We start from the raw sequence: 21,430 nt of genomic DNA, 5'->3' as shown, positions 1-21,430 counted from the left end.
TGCCTCCGGCAGCCGAATACTCGCTTCGCTCGTTTCGCGCGTCCCCGCGCGAATTACCCGCCTCCGGCGGTGGGTTATGGAATTGGCCTCCGGCCATTTCCATAACCCTGCGTGCCTCCGGCACGAAAAGACGGGCGGAGAGGGTTTGTGCCTCCGGCACAAATTCGGGTGCTGATTTTGATTGTGGGGGTGGAGAGTTCGGGTTTGAGTTGAGGATTGGGTTGAGGGTCCGTCATGCGCCCTTTCCCGGGGTGAGGTTCTGGGGGAATCTCCGATTCCCTTAAAACCGAGGGGACTTGAATTGTATTCCGTGGGAAAAGTAAATCACGGAATACGAGGGAAGGGCAATAGGGGCCCCTCCGGGGCCCCATCGCCGGTTCAAGGGGTTGGGGGGTGGGGGGTTGGGCTGCCTCCGGCAGAACGGCCGGACGTCCCCCGGGGGGTGTGGGGTGGCGGAGAGAGACGGACGGAGAGGGCAGGGCAGGGAGCTGGAGGACGGAGAGGGCGGGAGCAGGAGCCCTCCGGGCCCCTGCTCCCCCTCCCCCACCCCCTCGCCCGTCCACCGGGCCCGCCAGCACGGCACGGCGCGGCGGCCCCCGGCCGACGCGCAACCAACACCAGGCCGCCCCCAATCCCCGAAGCCCACCACCCCACCCAACCGCCGCACCCATTCCTCACTCATCCTTCAACCGGCGCGGGAAAAGTGGCAGCAGAGGGGATGTCAGACCCCCGACCACGCGCGAAACCCTTGGTTGACCTGCGGATACGTCGCCCCTCCCCGAGGGGCTCGCGCAAGAGATGTCGCAAGAGAAGGCGCAGGAGTAGCCGCAAGAGATGTCGCAAGAGATGTCGCAAGGTTCGGCGTTTCGGGTGCCTTCCAAGCCTGGAGAGTGTATTATTGATTTTGAAGTCAGGCGGCAACCTGACTCAGTCTCAATCACCAACACGAGGAGCCCCCTTGAACACGGAAGCGGAAACCGTTGACGCGGTAAGCCGACTCACGATCCACCTTGCTGGAGAGCACGAGACCGACGCGTCTATCGGTCTGACGCTCATTCCCCTTCTGAAGGTCCCCACGGCAATCATCGAATTCCGGCACCCTACCGGCGCGCGCGTTTGGTGGGAAGGCTGGTGTGAGGCCGCCGCAATGCTCGACAGGATCTTTCCCGAGCAGGTCGACGCGGGAGAATTGCGCGAACCCGAATTGACCATCAATTCGTTCGTGATCCTGGACGACGCGCCCCGTCGCGCCAAAATCCGGGCTCGCAGCGCGGCTGTAAGCCCCGACGGAATCGGCGCACTTTCCGTCACCGTCGGAGGTCTGACGATCGCGTGCGCGTCCCGCGCGGCTGTCGAGTGCCAGGTGCGCGGGTGGCGCGAGGCGTACGACATCTTCGCCAGCGACGGAGGGTTCGGACTGCCGTCCGCCGACGACGTGGCCGCGCGCGTACGGGCCGACCACGCCCGCCACGGGGCCAACGAGCTGTTGACGGCCGCCGAGGAGCAGCGGGCAGCCCGGACGCAGTGACGCGCCCAGGGTGGGGCGGCCACCGGTCGCCCCACCCTCCCGGAGCCACAGCCACCAGAGAGGGGACAGCATGACCGCCACAGGACCGATCAGCCGGGGGCAGCGGGTACGCATCGAACGCAACCCGACCCGGAGTCTGGCCGCCTACGCCCGCCCGAGGACCGCGAACCGGCCCGCCCCGTGGCCCGAGGTATGGGAAGGCACCGTGTTGCAAGTGACTTACGACGAAGGCGAGTTGACCGGCGTCGAGGTCTACGGCAAGCGCGAGAGCACTGGCGAGACCAAGCGCGTGACGTTCAGCCTCAGCCGCAACCCGTTCTTTCGTACGAGCGTGACGCCGGTGGAGTCGCCGTAACTCACCAGGTCGGGGGGTGATTGAGGGTTGACGATCACCCCCCGCGAGGGTGTATTATTGATTCTGTGGGTGAGCGGCAACTCATCCGCCGCCAACTCAACCACCCAAGGCAGGGGAACGATGAGCGAGTACCAGGACCACGTACGGCAGAGCCTCGAAGGGCAGAACGTCGACCCGGGCGAGGATCTCGGCGTTGACGCGATGCGGTGGACGCCCGACCCCGTCAGCGAGGACGTGACGGACGAGGCGACGCAGACCGCCGCCGACACGGCACACGCGTTGCTCGACCGCGCCGCCGACGCGTACCTGTCCCTTCTGAACGCCGTTCTCGGCGACGGGACACACCACATGGTGGCCAGCGCCAGCACGCCGCACGGTGACCTCACCGAAGGCCAGGAACTCACCGTCATCGGTGACGCCCTGATCATCAACGAGGCCGCATCCATGCGCGTCTGCGCCGTGATCGCGGCAGGCATGGTCGGGTGCGGAACCGGCGGACTGGTCGTGCGCACCTTCGGCCCCGACGGGTCGGAGTTCGTACGCGGCTGGAAGGTCCGGAACTTCTGGCTTCGGCCGCTCACCGCGCACGAGATCCGGGAGGCGTACACCGTCATCCCGGAGACCGGCGAGCCGGTGGCCCCGGAACCGGGCGTGGAGTACCGGCAGGCCGAGCGGGTGCCCCGTCCGGACCAGGCCCCGACGCACGGCGCGAGCGCCAGCCACACCGCGCCCCGGGACAACCGGCCCCCGAACCGCCGCAACTGAGCACCACCCGCCGGGGCCGGTCGCCCGACCGGCCCCGGCGGGAACGCCCCTGCCTCCCCCTGCCCTGCCTCCCGGTGTGAGCGGCAACTCACCCGGCACCAACCCGACCTGGAGTGACCCGACATGACCGCGACCACGCGCCCCGCCAGCAGCACGAGCGCCCCCGCCCAGGCGCCGGCCCCGACCCCTGCCGAAGTGCCGGCGCCCACCGCCCCGCCCGCCGACCAGCCCCACACGGCGGACGCCCGAGGGGTGGCCCTCCCCCGCAACCTGGCCCGCCTCACCGCCCAGGCCGAGGAGGCCGGATGGACGGCCACCGTCCAGACGCAGCCCGGACACTGCGCACTGCTGCTCACCGCCCGCCAGGAGGCCGGGGAAACCGTCCTGCGCTGCGTGTGGCGCCTCACCGCCCGGGGACACCGCTGGGACGGCGCCACCCTCACCCGCTACGGCCAGACGGCCGCCCAGGGCATCGCATGGCGCGCCGTCGCGGACCTGGTGACCGCCGAGGCGCCCACCGCCCGCACACAGCCGACCGCGCCGGACCGGGCGGACGCTCCGGCGCCCGGTCCGGCCGAGACCGCGGCGGAGACCTCGGCCCCCCGAAAGCGTGCCCATAAGGCGCCGTCCGTGGCGGAAGTCGAGCGCGCGCGTAGGGCGGCGGAGGAGTGGCCGGAAGCGATGGAGGCGCGGTCGCTGGGCGACCGTTACGAGGGGGAGTTCCGGCGCTCCGACCTGCTGTCGGAACTGTCCGTGTGCGGTGAGCGGTTCCCGTTCCGCTTCCATTTCAAGTCGGGCGGCGGACACACCGTGACCCTTCCGACGGGGGACGTGCGCGGTACGTGGGGTGAGGTCACGGGGGCCGCTATCGCGTACGTGATCGCGGAGCGTCCGGCGGCGGTGCTGCGCGCGACGGCCGAGACGGCGCGCGTGTACGGCATCCATGCGAAGAGGGCGGCGCAGAAGGCGGAGGAGAACGCGCAGACGGCCGTGTCGGTCGGCATGGCGCGCGCTGCCCTCGACACGGTCCGTGCGTTCGCTCAGCGCATCGATTGGGACGGGCTGACGGACGAGCAGTACGACAGCGCCCGGGGTGCGGTCCGTGAGGCCGAAGAGTGCGCAGAGGGGGCAGAGTCCGCGTACGGGCGGGGCGACGTCGAGACGGCCCGTTGGGAAGCGCGTGACGCTCTCGCCGTCGTGCGCTGGTTCGGGCTTGACATGCCGTCGGCTCAGGAGTGCGCGGAGCGTGCGCCGGAACCGCGCGCGGTTGCTGGGCGGTTGCGGCCCCAGGCGTCAGCGTTCCTGCTGCGCATCACCCGCCCGGGGTGGGAGGGGCCGGCCGAGAAGACCGAGGTTCCGACCGGCGACGCTCCGGCCGGTAGCGGCGTGACACCGGACGTTCCGGCGGTGTTGCCCGACGTCGTGTCGGACCCCGGCGGGGTGGACGGGTGGGAGACCGACGGGGGCGCGGTTGAGGTGCTGCCGGTGATCTGCCACGGCAACGGGGGTGGGGTTTTCCCGGTAGCGTTCCGTGGCCCGTATGAGGGCACGGTGCGGGTGTCGCGGGCGTGGCTTACGGAGCTTGCGCGCCGTGCGCTGACCGTGGCGCTTGAGCGGCTGACGGTGGCGGAGGAGCACGCGGAGACGTGCGCGGCGTGGCGGCGGGATGCGTACGACCTTCACCAGGAAGTACGCCGGTCGGCAGGTGTGCTGGGGCCGGATGTGTGGGTTGCGGAGGAGACGGCGGGGGCGTGGTCCGCGCGTGCGCGTGAGGTGTCGTGGGCCGCAGACAAGCGGCGCCAGGGTGCGCGGGATGTGGTGCGGTGGCGTGAGCGTGAACTGTCCGCACTGGAGTCGGAAGCCAGGGAGGCCGGGGAGCGTGCGGCGTCCGGTCGCAAGTTCCTGGCCCGTGCGGCAGCCGGTGACATTCCGGCGGGTCGTGGGGCGTGGGCGTCGGCCGATGGCGGAGCGGCGGTGATGTTCGAGCTTCCGGCGTGCGCTGAGGTGTCGCCGGACATGGAACACGCACCGGGCATGGCGGAGCGTCGCGCGTTCGTGGATCTCCTCGCGGACGCCGTGTCGGCCCGTGACGAGGGGCGAGCGCTGATCGGGCGTGACCTCCCGTCGAAGAAGACACACGGGCGTACGAGCGGGATTGAGAAGGGGCAGGCGTCCGCATCGGTCAAGGCCCTGGTTCAGCCGTGGAACGCGCCGAAGATCCCGGCGGAGGGTAAGGCGCCGACGGCGGCTCAGTTGGAGGACTGGCAGAACGGGTACGCGGGTGCGCCGGTCGTGGCGGAGACGGAGGCGGCGCCGGGTGTGTGGCTGCCCATGGCTGCCGTGGCGTTCGCCGAGACGGCGACGGCGAACGGGTGGACCGTCGCAATGCAGCGCCAGGGCACCACGGTGACCGTGCGCGCCGGGGGGCGGGCCACGGGCAAGGTTCCGGGGGAAGTGCGCGCGGTGTGGTCGGCCGGTCTGTACGACGTGACCGCGTCGGGTGCATGGGTGGACGGGGTCCGGCTGGACACCGTGGCGACGCTCCACGCGGTGAACGCCACGGTTGCCCAGCAGTGCAAGGCGCCGGGTGTTCTGGCCGAGGACGCGCGGCCGGACGCGCACGCCGATGCGGTCGACCTGGACGGGTGGGATGGCGAGGGCGGAGCGCTCGCGCGGGACGGCGGAGAGCTCCCCCCGCCGGCAACCCGTGACGAGGTGTCCGCGCGGGCGGCTGACGTGGTGTCCGACCCGTCCGGGGCGGACGTGTGGGATGCAGAGGGCGGCACGGTGCCGGGCGTCGACACCCCGGCCCCCGTCGCCGCGGCTGCGGCGGTTATGCCGATCGACTGGGTGAAGCCTGCCGGGCGCGGTGACTGCGCGGCGGCAAACACGTGTGGCGGGTTCGGGGTGCTGCTGTGGGACGTGCCCGGCTGTGCTCCGCGCTGCGCCGAGTGCGCCGCACGGGTCATGGGGCACACTCCGGCGGCACTGCGCGCGCTCACCCTGCCCGGGGACGTCGCGGAGGCGGAGGAGGAGGCCGAAGCGGCGGACATCGTCATCCGGCACACCCACGAAGACGGCACCACCGTTGAGGGCTCCGCCAAGGGCGACGGGGTGTGGGAAGCGTTGCGCCCGCTGGGCTGGACCTACCGCCGCAACCCCGGGATCTTCATCCGCGGCAGCCGCTACAAGGGCGCCGACCGGTGGAAGATCAACCGGGCTGCGGAGGCGGTGCGCGCACTCGGCCTGTCGTGCGCTGTGGTGATCGAAGAGGGCATGTCGTTTGCGGAGCGGGAGGCCGCCCGCGTGGATGCGGCCGAGGAGCGGACGGAGCGGTTCGCGGACCGGTCCGGACGTGCGGCGGCATCGTCGCAGGCTGCGCGGGATGCCTCGGACCGGATCGGCGAACGGTTCTGGATGGGTCAGCCGATCTTGGTGGGCCACCATTCGGAGGGGCGCGCCCGCAGGGACCAGGAGCGCATGCACAACGCGATGCGCAAGAGCATCGCCGAGGGCGAGCGGGCCGGTTACTGGGCCAACCGCGCCCAGGCGGCGGAGGCTTACGAGCGGTACCGGAAGAACCCGGGGCGCACGCTGCGCCGTATCGAGAAGCTGGAGGCGGAGCGGCGCGGCGTGCTGCGGGAGCGCGACGGCGTTGACGACAAGGGCCGCACGGCTGATGTGTGGCGACGCGAGCCGTCCGAGGCGCGCCGGGAGGAGCTGACGCGCCGTCTGGCCGAGTACGACGAAGAACTGACGTACTGGGCGGAGACGATCAAGGAGGCGGAGCGGCGCGGCTTCAAGGTGTGGGGACGGGCCGACTTCGTGGCGAGCGATTTCGTGCAGTGGCGGGGGTCCTGGTACGAGGTGACCCGGGTCAACGCCAAGACGGTGACCGTGCCGCACATCCACGCCGCGTTTGACGGCGGCGCCGTCGGTGCCGTCGATGGATGCCGCGTGGTCACCCGCGCGGCAACGGCTGAGACCCGGCACAAGGGCAGCACGTACACGCTCCCCTACAACGAGGTGAGCGGGCGCATGTCGGCCGAGCAGATGCGGGCCGCCCTGGCAGGTGAGCCGATCCCAGCAGACCCGCGCGACATCACCCCGGAGCCCTCCCCGACACCGGGTTCATTGCCGCCATCGCCGCCGGCCTGACCGTCTCCACACCGACCCCCACCGCATGACCACCCATGGCCGGGCGCCCACGGCGCCGGCCGCCTCCCAGGATTCCTCAGAGGAAGCACAGCTATGCGACTGAGCAAGCGCCGAGCGACCACCCTGAACCGAAGCGCGCGGTTTCTGCACCAGCACCGGAGGCAGCGGGGCACGTTGCCGTGCCTGGAGACCGGCGGGACCCAGGTCTACGCCTACTGGAGCTGCGGTGAAGGCCTGGTGGTGTCCGTCCATCTGGACACCGGCGAGGTACCCGGCGACCTGATCAGCCCGGATGGAACGATCCCGATCCGGATCACGGTCAACGGCGAATGTGTGTTCAGTGCCGACTGATACGGCGGAAGCGTTGAACCTCCCCCCGTAAGCGCGTATTATTGATTTCAGGTATGAGCGGCAACTCACCCACCACCAACCCAACTCGCAGCAGAGGGACAGGGCATGGACTACATCGACACCAAGGACGTGGCCGCCGAACTCCGGAACCGCCTGAAGAGCGCGTTCCCCAGCGTGAAGTTCAGTGTGCGCAAGGGCACCGGTACCGCCGCCGCGTGGATCTCCGTCTACTGGACCGACGGCCCCTGCACGGCCGATGTCGAAGAGCACACCGCCCCATGCAGGGCGCGCAGTTCAACGGCATGGAGGACCGCTACGAGTCCACCGACAACACGGTCACCGTCACCGTCAAGGGTCGGAAGGTCACCGGCAAGCCGCTGGTCGACGGCATCAACACCCACCGGGACGTCTCCGATGACGCACTGAAGGCCGCCGCCGCCCTGTGGTCCGAGGCCCACGACGGCACCGAGCCGCCCACGAGCGGCATGCTCGACGCCTGCGTCATCGACGGCCACGTCATCAAGGAGAACTGGGCCCCGCAGCAGATGTGGCAGATCGCCAGTGACGTCGTCCTGCCCCAGCGCTGGGCCGCCGCCAAGGAGCAGGCCGCCGCCCAGGCCCCCCGTCCGGCGCACGCCCAGGAGGAGGGCGAGGAGGAGGGCGAGGACGGCACGGAGGGACTCACCCTCGAGCACACGAGCGAGGACGGGACGACAGTCACCGGTACCCGTCTGGGCGACGGCGCCGCCGAGGTCCTCAAGCGCCACGGCTTCAAGTGGCACCGCAAGAACCAGTACTGGTACGCCCCCGGCAGCCGCGACCAGCAGGCCGACACCGAGTTCATGGACGTGGTCGCCGCCGACCTGTGCGCCGAGAACCTGACCGTCACCACGGCGCAGCCCGAGCCGACCCCCACCGCCTGAACCGACACCCGACCGGCCGGGCGCCCCAGGCGCCCGGCCCACCGAGCGGAGCCCCCCATGTCCACACACCTCCCCTCTCAGCTCACCGGCGATCACCCGGACCCGGGCGCCGCCGTCACCGACCCAGGCACCGTCGAGGCGTGGGAGACGGACGGCGGAGCCGGCCCCAGGGTCGAGCCGACCGGAGACACTCCCGCGGCCCGCCCCGCCGCACCGTCCGCCGCCGAAGTCGCCGAGCTGCCCACGCGGGCGCGCACACCTGTCGAGGCAGCGACAGCGAACGGGTGGGACGTCACCGTCACCTCCCAGGGCATCGTGGAAGATGCCCACGTACGCACGATCACCCTGACCGGTGCGTTCCCGACGCCGACCACAGTCGCTGAACTCACCGCCCGGTGCGTCTGGTACGGCGGCACCTACTGGGGAGAGGTGTCCGAGCGCAACGGCCGCTATGCCGACGGTTTCGGCGAGTTCCTCGCGTGGGTGCGTGACGCGCCCGCCATGTGCCGAGCGGGCAAGGAAGCGGGATGGATCCAGCCCGGCAGTCCGCTGCCGGGTACAGAGCTGGAGACTGTGCCGCTGCCGCAGTGGTACGACGGCGCGCCCCGTCCGCGCATCTTGGTCCGCGATGCGCGGATGTACGCGCGGTACACGCAGACCATCCACCACGACGACACCGGCATCCCCGTGCAGGAGGCCCCCGGATACGGTCGGCCTCACCTCAGCGGCGACGCGGTACGCGCATTCCTCGGCGGATCACTCAAATTCTGGCTGTCCAGCCAGGCCACCATCACAGACGACGAAACGATCATCTACCGCCAGACCAACGGGCATTCAGCGATCACGTTCACGCCGGATCGCGACTCCGGCGTCATCATCACCCACCCGGAGCGGTACATCACGGCTGACGCGTACCGGGTCACCGGACACGGTCGCCTTCCGCAAGTCTGGACGCAAGCAGCCGTCCGTGAGGCTGTTTCCGAAGCCACGCGCCCTGGCCCGATCGACTGGCCGGACGGCTGGGCACTGCTCATGCCGGACGGGTCGGCGCGGTTCGCCCCGCGAGGCTTCCCCTGGAAGTCCGCAGACGTGTACGTCGCCGAACCCACCGCCGTACCCCAGGCATGGGGGCCACGGTGCGGGACGTGCGGTTGGTACGTGGCGGAGCACGACCCCGCGCGCGGGTGGGGTCTCCGGTGCAGCAACCTCCAGCCGCCGACTGACACCTGACGAACGCCTCCTGATGGCGCGCAGCGCGGACGCCGTCGTCATGGCTCCCCCTCGGACACAGGACCGCCCTGCAGCGGTCCGGACAACCCGCGTCAGAACCTCTCCCCCTCACCACCGCGAAAGGCGGCATGTCATGGCCGGAAAGCTCAGCAAGGAACAGACCAAGCAGCACCACCGGGCGTGCGAACTGGTTGACATGGAACGGGACTTGACCGTGGAGGAGCGGGAAATCGTTCTCGACCACTTCCACGAGTCCGCGAACATGGGCCGCACCCTGGACGGCGCGTTCTTCACACCGGCCGAGCTCGCCGGCGAACTCCACCACGTCATCCCGGGTGACCGCATCATCGACCTGTGCGCGGGCATCGGACGCCTGGCCTGGCACGCCCGCGACTACTGGAACCGGCGCTGGGAGCGTCTGCCGCCGCGCGAGATCGTGTGTGTGGAGAAGGACCCGGAGTATGTGCGTGTCGGGCGGCGCGTCCTGCCGGAGGCGACGTGGATCTGTGCTGACGTGCTCGACGTTCCGCGCCTGAACCTCGGTCCGATTGACTGCGCGATCAGCAACCCGCCGTTCGGGCGGATCAAGCGCAGCGGCAACGCCCCCAGGTACCGAGGGCCGCTGTTCGAGTTCCACGTGATCGCGATCGCCGAGACGCTCGCCCGGCGAGGGGCGTTCATCATCCCGAGGGAGTCAGCCCCGTTCCGCACCGAGACCGGATTCGTCTCGCAGGACTCACCCGCGTACGAGCGCTTCCACCGCGAGACCGGGATCAAGCTCCGCCCCAACCCCGGCATCCCCACGGACGAGTACCGCGACCAGTGGCGCGACGCCTCACCGGCCGTTGAAATCGTGGTGCACAACCGCGACGAGGACGAGTTGGAGGCCCAGGCGGAGCAGGCCACCGCCCGCGCGACGCAGGAAGCCGTGGCCAGCCGCCCGCACCAGCCGAAGGCCGAGCACGCCCGTGTGGCACCCAGGGCCGCGCAGCCGGCCGGGTTCGGCGACGGCGGCGGCGGCGGGGACACCTTCCCCTGAAGGTGTATTATTGATTTTGCGGGTGAGCGGCAGCTCACCGGCCACCGACCGACCCACACCGAGCAGACAGGGAGCCGCACATGGGCACCTACGGACACGACATCACCGCCGGAATGCTGGTCTTCGACCGGGAGGACTTCACCGCCTACCGGCCCGGCTCGGAGCCGGTCTGGCTGGTCGAGAAGGTGGCCGGACACGAGGAGCGCAGCCCTGGCGGCACCACCGTCTACAGCACGTACGCGCACGTGCGGAACGCCGAGGTTCATGGCAGGGACACCACCCCGTCGAATTCCGGCTGGACCGGCACCAAGCCCGTGGGGCGGCTGGTCGAGGCCGCCGACGAGGACGACCACACCAAGCCGGGCACCTTCCGCATGGACCGCGCCATGGTGGCCTTCCTGCGGGCCACCCGCTTCCGGGGGTCCACCTCCGACGACTACCCAACCGTGCGCGACCTGGTGAACGCCGCCCCCTACGACCGGCACGGGTTCCTGGTGGGCGCGCGCACGGTCACCCCGCACGGCCTGCGCTACGAGCTGGGCGCCCTGTCGGTCTGCCTGGGGAACCTGTTCTGCGGCCTGGAGGCAGGCCGCATCACGGCCGCCGACCTGGAGGCGGGCGGCATCTCCGCGCCGCTGCTGGAGGCCACCCGCGAGGCCCTGCGCACCGCCGACTCGGCCGTCCGGGCCTGAACCGTCCCGCCGGGCGCCGACCACGGCGCCCGGCCCCCTACCGGATGAGCGGCAACTCATCTGGCACCACTCGAAATCATGAGGACACCGCGATGACCACGATCCGCCGGAACTGGACCAAGCGCGTTGCGGAAATCCGCACGGCGGCCCGCACCTGCCGCGCCTACGACTCCGACAGCGGCAACATGCTGCCGGTCGACCCGGCGCGCGCATTCGAGGCGTGGGAGACCACGCCGCGCGCCCGGCTCACCGAGGACACCCCGGGTCAGAAGTGGACGGTCCACGTTCACTCCAACCGGTTCTACGAACTGACCGCCGAGGCCCCCGCCGCCCCGGCGGACGATGCGCCGGCCGCCGAGGTTCCCGCGGCTCCCACCGCCGCGCCCGGCTCTGGGCACGCGCACCAGGCCGCCGGACCGGCCAGCGCGCAGGACCGCAGTGCGGCTCGCAGGCTCGCCCGGCGCACGCGGGCATCCGGTGTGCCGGGCCATGACCGCCTGCCCCGTCATCTGCCCGCCCTGGCGGTCGATCTCGTGGGAAAGACCGTCCGCGTGAAGCTCGCCCAGGGCTACAGCCACGAGCAGATCCGGGACGCGTTCGAGCAGGAGCGGGCCGAGGCCGTGACCGCCGGAGACACCGGGAGGGTTGCGGCCCTGGGGACGGTGCTCAAGGTACACGCGGCGATGGTGGCCGAGGAGGACGCCGCCCAGCCGCCCACCGGCCCCGCATCGGCCGACCACAGCCACAGTTCCCCGCACGAGCAGCAGCCCGCCCGGCACCGCCCCGGCTCACCGCGAGAAGAGCGGGTGAGCAGCGACAGCGCGCTGTCCCGCATCGATGCGGTTCTGCACGACGCAGCCGTCACCGACGACCCCGACGTCAGCGACGACGCCATGCGGTCGGTCCCCCTGGCCGACGCGGACGAGTTCATCCACATCCACATCTACACCCGCGCCCGGGCCCTGGCAGACGGCGTCCTGGTCGCCGCCGACGCCGAGTTGGCCCGGGAGGCCGGCTTCCGGGTTCCAGTCGCCCTCACCAGCGCCGTATGGGAAGGCTGCGTGGCCTGGAACGACGGCGACAGCGAGCGGCAGGTGCCGCAGGACGAGCGCGGCCGCCTGTGGGACGTGCTGACCATGACCCGCCACGCGATCCGGCGCAGCGGCGGGGCGGCGGGGCGGCGGGGCGGCGGGCAGGTCACCGTCGACCTACGGCGGGTGCCACGCGACGGCCGCACCCGGCAGGCCCGCCCGGTCCAACTCGTCTGCGCGATCGGGCCCGGCGACCACGGCGAGCCCGTGATCACCATCATGGAACCCCACGAGGACTGATCACCTAGCCAGGCCGGGGGCGCACCGCCCCCGGGCCCGGCCCTGAAGGACCAGCCCCGATGACGACCCCCGCAGCAGTCGCCGACCGCGTTGCCGAGATCCTCGGCGGCAACTGGACGGCCACCGCCGGCCCTTGGAAAAGCCTCCGGCCACCTGGACGCCCCGGGAGCGGAACCGTACGCGCTCCACGTCGACGAACGCGGCGAGCTTTGCCTGTGGGCAAGCCTCAACCCCCTTGGCCCCATCGCCGTGTTCCGCGAAGTCCACACCCCCGAGGACAGCGAGGCGGTTGCCAAGGGCATCGCCAAGGAGATCCGCCAGCATCACACCCCAGCCGACCAGGGATAAAAGGCCTTGCCCCATTCCCTAAATGGCGTATAATTGATTTCACGAGCAAGCGGCAACTTGCTCAACACCAACCGATCGCACGAGGAGCAATCCGTGAGCGACACCGCAACCACCACACCGATGCAGCGGGCCACCCTGCGGCTCGGCCAGATCCGCGTCAACGAGAACAACGTCCGCCAGGACCTCAACCTGGACGAGAAGTTCCTCAAGTCCGTCGCGGCCAACGGCGTGAAGGTCCCCGTCGTGGTCCTCCCGCTCGGGGAGGACACCTACGAGCTGAAGATGGGCCACCGGCGCTACTTCGCCGCCCGGGCCACCAAGGAGACCGAGGCGGAGCAGGACGCGATCGAGGTCCCCGCGTACGTGCTCGACCCCTCCCTGCGCGAGGCGGGCGAGGACTTCATCGACCAGCTCATCGAGAACGACGACGACTACCGCCGAGGCCTGACCGAGCTGGAGCAGGCCGACGCCCTGTTCGGCGCGGTCGGCGCGGGCATGAAGCAGGCCAGGGTCGCCGAGCTCACCGGCCGCTCCCGCAGGGACGTGTCCCAGGCGGTGAAGACCGCCAAGTCGGTCGGCGAGCGGACCCGTTCGGCACTCGCCGAAGCCGGTACGTACGACCTCGACCTCGAAGTGCTGGGTGTGCTGGGCGAGTTCGACGACGACGCCGACGCCATCAACCGGCTGCTGGACGCCTACGCCAAGGGCCGCTTCGAGTTCCAGGTGCAGTGGGAGCGCGACGACCGCGCCGAGCAGCGCGCCCGTGAGCAGGTCCGCCCGCAGCTGCAGGCCGCCGGGGTACGGCTGGCCGAGGACAGCGACACGCTTCCGACCACCGCCGAGCCGCTCAGCGAGCTGGACGGCCCGGACGGCGAGCCCATGAGCGCCGAGGCGCACGCCGACTGCCCCGGCCACGTGGCGACCTGGGCCGAGAACCCCCGCGAGCCCGGCGAGGTGGACTACTTCTGCACCGACCCGGACCGCTTCGGCCACTACCCGCCCCAGGAGGACGCCCCCGAGGCGGACGGCGACCAGGCCGAGGAGCAGCCGCAGGCGGCGGGTGCGGCCAAGCCGTCGGAGCCGTCGCGCGAGTACGTCAAGGAGGGCAACAAGGCCTACCGCGCCGCCGAGAAGGCCCGCCAGGCGTGGCTGAAGGACCTGGTCGGCAGGAAGACCGCGCCGAAGCCACTCGCCGCTTTCATCACCGAGCAGCTCCTTTCCTGCCCCAAGCCGGTGGCTCAGTGGGTGGGCGACGCGGGCCGCCGGGACCTGGTCAAGGATCTGACCGGCTACGACCAGCCCGCCGAGCGCGCCAAGTCGGCGACCCCCGCCAAGCTCACCCTGCTGAACTTCGCGGTGCTGGCCGCGACGTTCGAGAAGCGCATGGGCGAGGTCCGTACCTGGCGCACCGACAGCACCGCCCGTTCCGCCGTCTACGAGCTGCGGGACATCCGCGAGGACGCCCGCACGTGGCTGTCCTTCCTCGCCGAGATCGGCTACCCGCTCTCCAGCGTCGAACAGGCCATCGTCGAGGACGAGCCCTACCAGGAGGGCGAGCCGGACGCGGCCGACACCGACGGCCAGGCCGACGAGGACACCCCGGACGACCCGGACGGCGTGAGCGCCGAGGACTCCGAGGACGCGTCCTGACCTGCTGCCCGGGCCGGACCTGATAGGTCCGGCCCGGGCCCCCCCCCTTCGCTCTCTGTGCGCTGCCCGCCCGGAAGGCCTCGCCATGCTCCGTTCCGAACTCCGCATCAACACCTCTCTGTTCGTCGCCCAGGCCGCCGTCAGCAACCACACCGGTCTGATCGCGCGGGCCGGTCTCGCCATGCCGGCCGCGCCGTTCGGATCCCCCGCCTGGCAGCTGCCCGCCCTGGTCTCCTACCTTCACCGCCTCCACCAGGACGAGGAGGACCCCTCCCCCGAACTGTGGCGCGCGCACACCGAACGCCAGACCGGTCCCGTGCCCCGGCCGCACATCCGCTACCAGGCTGACGGCCTGCACGATGCGGACGCGGTGTGCGTGCTCGACATCCAGCTCGGCCCGCGCGACGAGGACACCGGCTGGCCCGCCGCCGACCTCGCCGTCATCGAGCAGGAGGAAGGCGCCTGCCCCTTCGGACGCGTCACCCGCCGCCACGGCGTGGAAGCGATCGCCGCGTACACCGCCCAGGAGCTGACCGCCGAACACGCGGCGCTGATGGACCGCGCCCGCCAGCACCAGGACGCCGCCTTCGTTCGCCTTGCCGAACTGGCCCAGCGCGCCGCCGAGTGGGCCGACAAGGTCCGCGCCGCCGCGCACGCCGATGCCGTCCACGTCCAGGCCGACCGCGCCCGGTCCCGCATCACCCGCTGACCGCACCCGCACACCCCCGCCGACTGCCGCCGTTGGAGGCCTGCGCCATGTACGAGTTCGAGCCCGCCTCTCCGACCTACGCGATCTCCGACACCATCGTCGAACACCGCCTGCGCGGCCGTGACCGCACCCGCGCCGACCTGCCCGGCGGCTACCGGCTGACCCTGCGCACCCGCGAGCGGCACGGCCAGCTTGAGGCCGCACTGGCCGCGCCGTCGCCCACCGGCCCCGCCCGGATCAGCGCCCACACCCCGACGCCCGTCACCTCCCGCATTCTCGACACGGTCACCCGCTACGCCCCGGCCCTGCCCGACGCCCGCGATGCCCGCCCGCCCCTGGAGGCCGTTGCCCGCCTGCTCACCACCGGCTCCCCCTTCCAACGGCCCGGTGAGCCGGGACTGTTCGTCCGGTTCGGGCATGCGGAAGCCTGGCTGGAAGGCAGGCGGCTCAGCGTCACCCTGGGCAGCCCCGGCAGCGGACTCAGCCTGGTCCTGGGCGGCCCGTGGGACGCGCCGTCCACCGCCCGCCTCACCGCCGCCGTCCTGCGCGAGCTGACCGACGCCGAGCAGCTCGCCGGCCAGGTCGCCTCGCTGCTGCAGCCCGGACCGTGGCAGGTCCTGTCCGACCAGTGGCACCCCGACGCCGCCCTCATCCTGCCCGCAACCCGCCGCATGGACCCGGAAGACCCGCTCGGCCGCCGCATCTCCCGGGCGCTGCGCGAGGTCAAGCACAACCTGAGCGCGGCACAGCCGGACTGGGGCTTCCAGGCACTGATCTCCGCCGACGGCTCGGCCGTGGCCCTGCGCGTCACCCCGCGCGAGCGCGCCGTCCCCCGTCTGGTCCGCAAGGTGGTGGGCGACGGCGCCTTCGACCCGGACGAGTTGGGCAACACCCGCACGACGTTCCTCCCCGCCGACCTGCCCCCACCACCCGACTTCGCCCCGGCCCGGCCTCCCCACGAGGTCCCGTCCCTGGACCTCAAGGTCGCCCCGAAGGACGAGGCCTACGCGTACGGCGTGAAGCTGGAACTCGGCAACTGGGCCTACGCCTTGGACCCCCGAGCCGTCTTCTACGGGCCCGGCTGGTACCCCTTCCACGAGCACGTGACGTGCCGGGAGAAGGACCCCACCGCCCCGCTCAACGACCGCAACGTGCCCACCGGACGGACCGTTCCCGCCCGGGTGCGGCTCTCCCCCGACGTCGCGGACTTCTCCTGGGGCAACGAGTACGTACAGCTCACCCCCGTCGACCACCGGGTCGAGGCGCGGCTGCACCTCTACGCCGGCCAGGAGCAGGCCCGCACCCTGGTGCGCACCGTCACGCTGGAGGTCGATCTGCGGTCGCGGCGGGTGGTGCTCCCCGTCCAGATGCCCGCAGATCTGCGCCACCAGGCGGAGGTCAAGGGCCGGCGGATCCTCGATCTGCTGCAGGCCGCGCGACGCGAACGCGCACAGGGGGCGAAGGAGCCGCGGGCTGTCCTCGGTCCCTGGGACCGCGACCCGCCCAGCGCGGACACCTGACGCGGTCACCGACCGCGTCAGCCACGCCCGCTCGCCGTTTTGCCCCACCGCCGGTCCGGCGCGGCAACCCCGGACCGGCCCCCCACTCACCAACTCGAAGGACACCCCCGTGAACGCCGTCCTCACCGCCCCAGCCCGCCCGATGCCGGCCCCGCCGGTGTACACCCCGTATCCCGAGACGTGCACCTGCACGCCCGCCGTCCGCTACGCACTGCTACCACGAACAGTGCCTGGACTGCGGGTTCTGCACGATGGGCAGCTGCGTCTGCCACTGCGAGTACGGCCTCGGCTTCCACCCAGGGGACTCGCCGCCCGAGGGGCCGATGTTCTGGCTCGGCGGACACCACGCCAAGTCGCTGTCCACCTGGGCCGTTCCCATGTGCGTCTCGCGCTCCGCCCTGACCCGCCGTGCCACGCTGCCGCGCGCCGCCGAGGCCTGGGTGTACGACTCGGGCGCCTTCTCCGAACTCGACAACCACGGCGGCTGGACGATCGGCCCGCACGCCTACGTCCGCGAGCTGCGCCAGGTCCGCGACGGGATCGGCCGCCTGGTCTGGGCCGGTCCGCAGGACTGGATGTGCGAGCCCGACATGATCGCCAAAACCGGTCTGTCCGTGCACGAGCACATCGACCGCACCGTGGGCAACTTCGTCGACCTGATGGCCGAGGACCCCGGCGTCGACATCATCCCGACCGTCCAGGGCTGGCGGCCGGCCGACTACGAAGCCTGCCTGGACCTGTACGACAAGCGCGGTGTACGGCTGGCGGACTATCCGCTGGTCGGGGTCGGCTCCGTGTGCCGCCGCAAGTCGGTCAAGGACGTTCAGGCCGTCCTCGCCACGGTGGCCACCTCCGGGCTGCGCCTGCACGGCTTCGGGCTGAAGACCCAGGCGCTGGAGACGTGCGCCGAGTACCTGGCCTCCGCCGACTCTCTGGCGTGGTCGCGTGACGCCCGCTGGAACGACCCTCTGCCCCAGTGCGAGGGCAAGCACAGGAGCTGCTCCAACTGCGTGCACTGGGCGATGCGCTGGCGCGAACGCGTCCTGGACGTGCTGCACGCCCCCCGTCAGCTGATGCTCCCCACCACGACCTGACCCACCGCCGGCCGTGCCGGTCCCGGGGCGGCAACCCCGGGACCGGCCTCCTTCACCAACTCACCGACCTGAGGGGAACACCCTGATGTCTGCTTACGAGCAACCCCCGCTCGATCTCGGCGCCGTCTGCCAGCGGTGGAAGCATCGCCGGCACAGCTGGAGGCCGACCAGCGAGGGCGGGTTCGATCCCGCTCGCTACCGCGTCCGCGAGATGCCGAACGAGCTGGTCCACACGGCGAAGGCCTTCGTACGCGCCCACCACTACAGCGGCTCGTGGCCCGCCGTCCGCTTCGCCTACGGCCTCATCGACACCGCCGCGCCCCCGGAAACCAGCCTGGTGGGGGTACTCACCCTGGGCATCCCGACCCAGGTCGCCGTGCTCACTTCGGTGTTCGGCCGGCTCACCCCGTACGAGGAGAGCCTGGAGCTGAACCGGCTGGTGCTGCTCGACGAGATCCCGGCGAACGCGGAGACGTGGGCGCAGGCGTGCGCCTTCCGCCTGGCGGCCGCCCGCGGAGTGCGTGGCGTCGTCGCGCACAGCGACTCCGAGCCCAGGACGCGCCTCACCGCCCACGGCCCCGAGACGATCTTTCCCGGCCACTACGGAACGATCTACCAGGCCAAGGGGATGGACTACCTGGGCAAGACACGTCCGCGGCGCCTGACCATGCTGCCCGACGGCTCGGTCCTCCACGACCGCGCGATGTCCAAGGTCCGCAACGGCGAGCGCGGCCGCGGCGGTGTCGAGCGGCGCCTGGTCGCCCTCGGCGCTCGCCCCCGTGACGAGGGCGAGCCCGGCCGGGGGTGGCTGGAGGAGGCCCGGCAGGCTGTCGGCGCGCGGGTCGTAGCCCACGGGGGCAACCACAAGTACGCGGCCTACATCGGGCCGCGCACCGGCCGCCGGCTCACCGCCACCTCCTACCCGTACCCGAAGGCCGATCAAGTGGGTGCGGCCGCATGACCGCCGCACCCCGCACCGGCAGCGCCGATGTCGAGCTGGTCATCAACTGGGGCCTGGGCGTCGACAGCACCGCGTACCTGGTGAAGATGCTGGAGGACCCGTCCGCCCACGGAGTCGATCTGGCCCGCACCATGGTGCTCCACGAACTCACCGGGGACGAGTGGCCGGCCACCCGCGCCCACGCCGCTCAGTACGTGCTGCCGCTCCTGCGCGAGCACCGGGTCCGGCTCGTTCAAGTCTCCCGGGCCAGCCGCTCGTTGGAGATCGCGGTCATGGACGACTCCCGCCAGCCCGAGCGGATCATCGAGCGCGGGCCCTGGGCGCTGTGGGACGAGTACGAGACAGGCGGCACCGTTCCCCAGCAGGGCGGCATCCGGCTCTGCAGCCTGCATGCCAAGGGGAGGTCGGCGACGCGCTGATCGCCCAGGAGATCGGCGACGGCCGTTCAGGCAAGTGATGGGGTTCAACGCCGACGAGGTCAGCCGCAGCCGCCGGGACGAGGCCGCAAACAAGAACCCGCTGCGCCAGGGCGTGTACCCCTTGATCGTCTGGGGGTGAGGGCGCGAGCGGTGCGAAGCGTTCCTGTACGAGCGGTTCGGGGTGCGGTGGGAGAAGAGTTACTGCAGCTTCTGCTGTTTCCCGGTGTCGATGGGGGCCATGGATGCGCACCTGGACCGGATGCGCGCCCATCCGGACATCGCCGGACGAGTGCTGCGCCTGGAGTACACCTCGGTCAGCCTCAACCCGCAGGCGAGGCTGTTCGGTCGGCGCAGTCTGCTGGAGCAGTTCGACCCTGACCGGGCCGCCGACCGGCCCGTGCTCGCCGCTTTCAAGGAGGAGCTCGCCTGCCCGTGGGCGCTGTACCACGTGCGCCGGATCCTGCCCGTCGCGAAGGCGGACCCGACCCGGCGCGGGCGAGCGATGCGCTCGGTGGAGCGAGTCGACGTGGGCCGGGCATCCGCTCTCGGCCGGAGGCTGCAGAGCGTCTCGGAGCGGCACGGCGTCCCCGTCGAGGTCGACGAGCGCTACGGGAGGGTGCGGGCGTGGGTCCAACAGCGCGGGCCGGAGCTTCCGACCGTGGAGGAACTGATGGTCACCGCCCCGTTCCACGTCCGGGACAAGAAGGTGCCGCACTTCGAACGGAAGTGGGCCGCACATCGCCGCAGCCGGTCGTGACGTGCTCTGGGTGCCGGCGAGATTGACAACCACCCACCAAGAGCGTCATATTGATTACGCGAAACAAGCGGCAAAAGCGGTGGGCGGCGGGAGGCACCCTCTCACGAGGATGTCGGCCCAGGGCGGCAACCCCGACCGAACGTCCCGCCGACCACCTTCACCAACTCGACTCGCCCGCCGGCGCGTGAGCGCCGAAGGACCAAGAGGAGCAGGCCCTCAGTATAGGGCCGCAATCCGAACCGGAGAGTGCAATGTCCAAGGCCCTGAACCCGCAGCGTCGCGTCCTCGGCGACCGCGCCGTGGTCAACCGCGACTGGATCCGCGAGTTCACCGGCGCCAGCGTCGGTACCGCGGCCCGCTGGTACAAGATCCGGCTCGAGCAGCCGGAGGAGCACCGCCACCCGGAGAAGGAGCGCATCGACGGGAGCGACTTCTACGACGAGCAGCAGTTCCGCGACTTCTACACCTGGTTCCAGCAGGAGAAGGCGAACAAGGTCCTGAAGGCCGACCCTGAGCTGTACCAGGCCGACCCGGAGGATGTCGTCTCCATCAACACGGCTGCCAAGTGGCTGGGCTTCAACGGAGCCTCGGCCATCCGCAAGTACCTCAAGGACAACCCCGACTACTTCCCGAAGCCCCTCGCCGAGCCGGTCGAGGGCCCGACCGGTCGCCTGATCCCCGCCTTCCGTGTCGGCGACCTGCAGGACTTCGACAAGAAGCGCACCGGGGACAAGCTCGGCAAGGCCGGCCGCCGTCCCGGGCCCCAGGCCGACGCGGCCGTCGGCCGGCCCTCCGCCCTCGAGGAGGCTCTGGCTGCCGAGCTGAGCGCCCGCGCCGGCGGTAAGCCGCTCACCGCCACGCAGCTGGCCGAGCAGTACGCCGCCGAGGCGATCGATCGCGACGGCTACCACCCGGGGCTGGCCGCGGAGCTCAGCGTGCAGTACGGGGGGCCGCAGAGGTCCTGGGAGTACGTCGTGCGCAACGCCCTCGAGCACCGCCCCGCGGTCACGCCGGCCCGCTCGGAAGCCGACCGGCGGGCGGCCGTCGCCCTGGCCGCCCTGCGCGAGCGCGGCGACGTCCGGGGGCTTGCCGCCTCCCTCGCCCGCGAGCACGGAGGCAGCCCCGACGTCTGGTCGCGCGCCGTGAACGCGGCACGCGGGATCGCCGACTCGACCGCTGATCACCCCACACCGAAGGACGAGTCCCGATGACCAGCTACCAGCTCCGTGACACCACCACCCGCCAGCTCGTCGCCCGCGACCTGGCGGACTACGCCGCGGCCGAGGCCGCGGCGGACCGCCTCGACGACGAACTGGAAAATGCTCTTGCGGCCAATGGCGAAGGCGCCGGCCGCATCCGGCTGCGCCTGGACGTGGAGCGGGTCACCGACGGCGTCACCGAGACTGTCGGGCACCACGTCCTGCTCCTCGGTGTGGACGACGTGCCAGATCTGCTGCCCGCCGTGTGATCGCCGCGCGCGAAACACATACCACCGACTACCGCGCTTGAAGTGCGGCTGTGGCCCCCGGCCTACCGGGGGCCACAGCTGTGAGTAGGGTTGCCAAGACCCAAGGAAGAGTGTATAATTGATTTTAAGTTT

19 protein-coding genes and 1 pseudogene are annotated in these 21,430 nt (G+C 71.3%); all 20 read left to right on the top strand.

Annotated elements, in window-relative coordinates:
- The first annotated feature begins 958 nt into the window (after positions 1-958).
- Positions 959-1,528, top strand: coding sequence for a hypothetical protein (locus OG985_RS48780; protein WP_371666349.1), 570 nt, complete (start codon positions 959-961; stop codon positions 1,526-1,528).
- Positions 1,529-1,598: 70 nt separating this feature from the next.
- Positions 1,599-1,883, top strand: coding sequence for a hypothetical protein (locus OG985_RS48775; protein WP_371666350.1), 285 nt, complete (start codon positions 1,599-1,601; stop codon positions 1,881-1,883).
- A gap of 120 nt (positions 1,884-2,003) precedes the next feature.
- The gene (locus tag OG985_RS48770; RefSeq protein WP_371666351.1) at positions 2,004-2,648 is read left to right on the top strand and encodes a hypothetical protein; all 645 of its coding nucleotides are present in this window, start codon (positions 2,004-2,006) and stop codon (positions 2,646-2,648) included.
- A 123-nt stretch (positions 2,649-2,771) separates the two neighbouring features.
- On the top strand, positions 2,772-6,806 hold the full coding sequence (locus OG985_RS48765) for a DUF3560 domain-containing protein (RefSeq protein ID WP_371666352.1): 4,035 nt from the start codon (positions 2,772-2,774) through the stop codon (positions 6,804-6,806).
- Between the two features lie 93 nt (positions 6,807-6,899).
- Complete coding sequence (locus OG985_RS48760) at positions 6,900-7,157, top strand: hypothetical protein (protein ID WP_371666353.1); 258 nt, start codon at positions 6,900-6,902, stop codon at positions 7,155-7,157.
- A gap of 105 nt (positions 7,158-7,262) precedes the next feature.
- Positions 7,263-7,385: pseudogene (locus OG985_RS48755) on the top strand (LPD29 domain-containing protein); the annotation flags it as partial.
- Between the two features lie 50 nt (positions 7,386-7,435).
- On the top strand, positions 7,436-8,080 hold the full coding sequence (locus OG985_RS48750) for a hypothetical protein (RefSeq protein WP_371666354.1): 645 nt from the start codon (positions 7,436-7,438) through the stop codon (positions 8,078-8,080).
- Between the two features lie 57 nt (positions 8,081-8,137).
- Positions 8,138-9,310 carry a hypothetical protein gene (locus OG985_RS48745; RefSeq protein WP_371666355.1) on the top strand — a complete coding sequence of 391 codons (1,173 nt, stop codon included), beginning with the start codon at positions 8,138-8,140 and terminating at the stop codon, positions 9,308-9,310.
- A gap of 133 nt (positions 9,311-9,443) precedes the next feature.
- A complete protein-coding gene (locus OG985_RS48740; protein ID WP_371666356.1) occupies positions 9,444-10,349 on the top strand; it encodes a methyltransferase in 906 nt (301 codons plus the stop codon).
- 80 nt (positions 10,350-10,429) lie between these two features.
- Positions 10,430-11,041 carry a hypothetical protein gene (locus tag OG985_RS48735; protein ID WP_371666357.1) on the top strand — a complete coding sequence of 204 codons (612 nt, stop codon included), beginning with the start codon at positions 10,430-10,432 and terminating at the stop codon, positions 11,039-11,041.
- 92 nt (positions 11,042-11,133) lie between these two features.
- Positions 11,134-12,372 carry a DUF6573 family protein gene (locus OG985_RS48730; RefSeq protein ID WP_371666358.1) on the top strand — a complete coding sequence of 413 codons (1,239 nt, stop codon included), beginning with the start codon at positions 11,134-11,136 and terminating at the stop codon, positions 12,370-12,372.
- A gap of 441 nt (positions 12,373-12,813) precedes the next feature.
- Positions 12,814-14,370 carry a ParB/RepB/Spo0J family partition protein gene (locus OG985_RS48725; RefSeq protein WP_371666359.1) on the top strand — a complete coding sequence of 519 codons (1,557 nt, stop codon included), beginning with the start codon at positions 12,814-12,816 and terminating at the stop codon, positions 14,368-14,370.
- An 85-nt stretch (positions 14,371-14,455) separates the two neighbouring features.
- Positions 14,456-15,079 (top strand): hypothetical protein, encoded by a 624-nt coding sequence (locus OG985_RS48720; RefSeq protein ID WP_371666360.1) that lies wholly within the window; start codon positions 14,456-14,458, stop codon positions 15,077-15,079.
- 47 nt (positions 15,080-15,126) lie between these two features.
- Positions 15,127-16,599 carry a hypothetical protein gene (locus tag OG985_RS48715; RefSeq protein WP_371666361.1) on the top strand — a complete coding sequence of 491 codons (1,473 nt, stop codon included), beginning with the start codon at positions 15,127-15,129 and terminating at the stop codon, positions 16,597-16,599.
- A gap of 251 nt (positions 16,600-16,850) precedes the next feature.
- Positions 16,851-17,693, top strand: a complete 843-nt coding sequence (locus OG985_RS48710) for a hypothetical protein (RefSeq protein WP_371666362.1) — start codon at positions 16,851-16,853, stop codon at positions 17,691-17,693.
- Positions 17,694-17,778: 85 nt separating this feature from the next.
- The gene (locus OG985_RS48705) at positions 17,779-18,654 is read left to right on the top strand and encodes a hypothetical protein (RefSeq protein ID WP_371666363.1); all 876 of its coding nucleotides are present in this window, start codon (positions 17,779-17,781) and stop codon (positions 18,652-18,654) included.
- Positions 18,651-19,073, top strand: a complete 423-nt coding sequence (locus OG985_RS48700) for a hypothetical protein (RefSeq protein ID WP_371666364.1) — start codon at positions 18,651-18,653, stop codon at positions 19,071-19,073. Before OG985_RS48705 ends, OG985_RS48700 begins: the two co-directional genes overlap by 4 nt.
- A 238-nt stretch (positions 19,074-19,311) precedes the next feature.
- On the top strand, positions 19,312-19,830 hold the full coding sequence (locus OG985_RS48695) for a hypothetical protein (protein WP_371666365.1): 519 nt from the start codon (positions 19,312-19,314) through the stop codon (positions 19,828-19,830).
- A gap of 251 nt (positions 19,831-20,081) precedes the next feature.
- Entirely contained in the window at positions 20,082-21,041 is a 960-nt protein-coding gene (locus tag OG985_RS48690) for a hypothetical protein (protein ID WP_371666366.1), read from the top strand.
- Entirely contained in the window at positions 21,038-21,298 is a 261-nt protein-coding gene (locus OG985_RS48685; RefSeq protein ID WP_371666367.1) for a hypothetical protein, read from the top strand. Before OG985_RS48690 ends, OG985_RS48685 begins: the two co-directional genes overlap by 4 nt.
- Positions 21,299-21,430 lie beyond the last annotated feature (132 nt).

The organism is Streptomyces sp. NBC_00289, from assembly GCF_041435115.1.
Lineage (GTDB): Bacteria > Actinomycetota > Actinomycetes > Streptomycetales > Streptomycetaceae > Streptomyces.
Note: the sequence above shows the minus strand (reverse complement) of the source record. Positions and strands in the feature narration are given on the sequence as shown.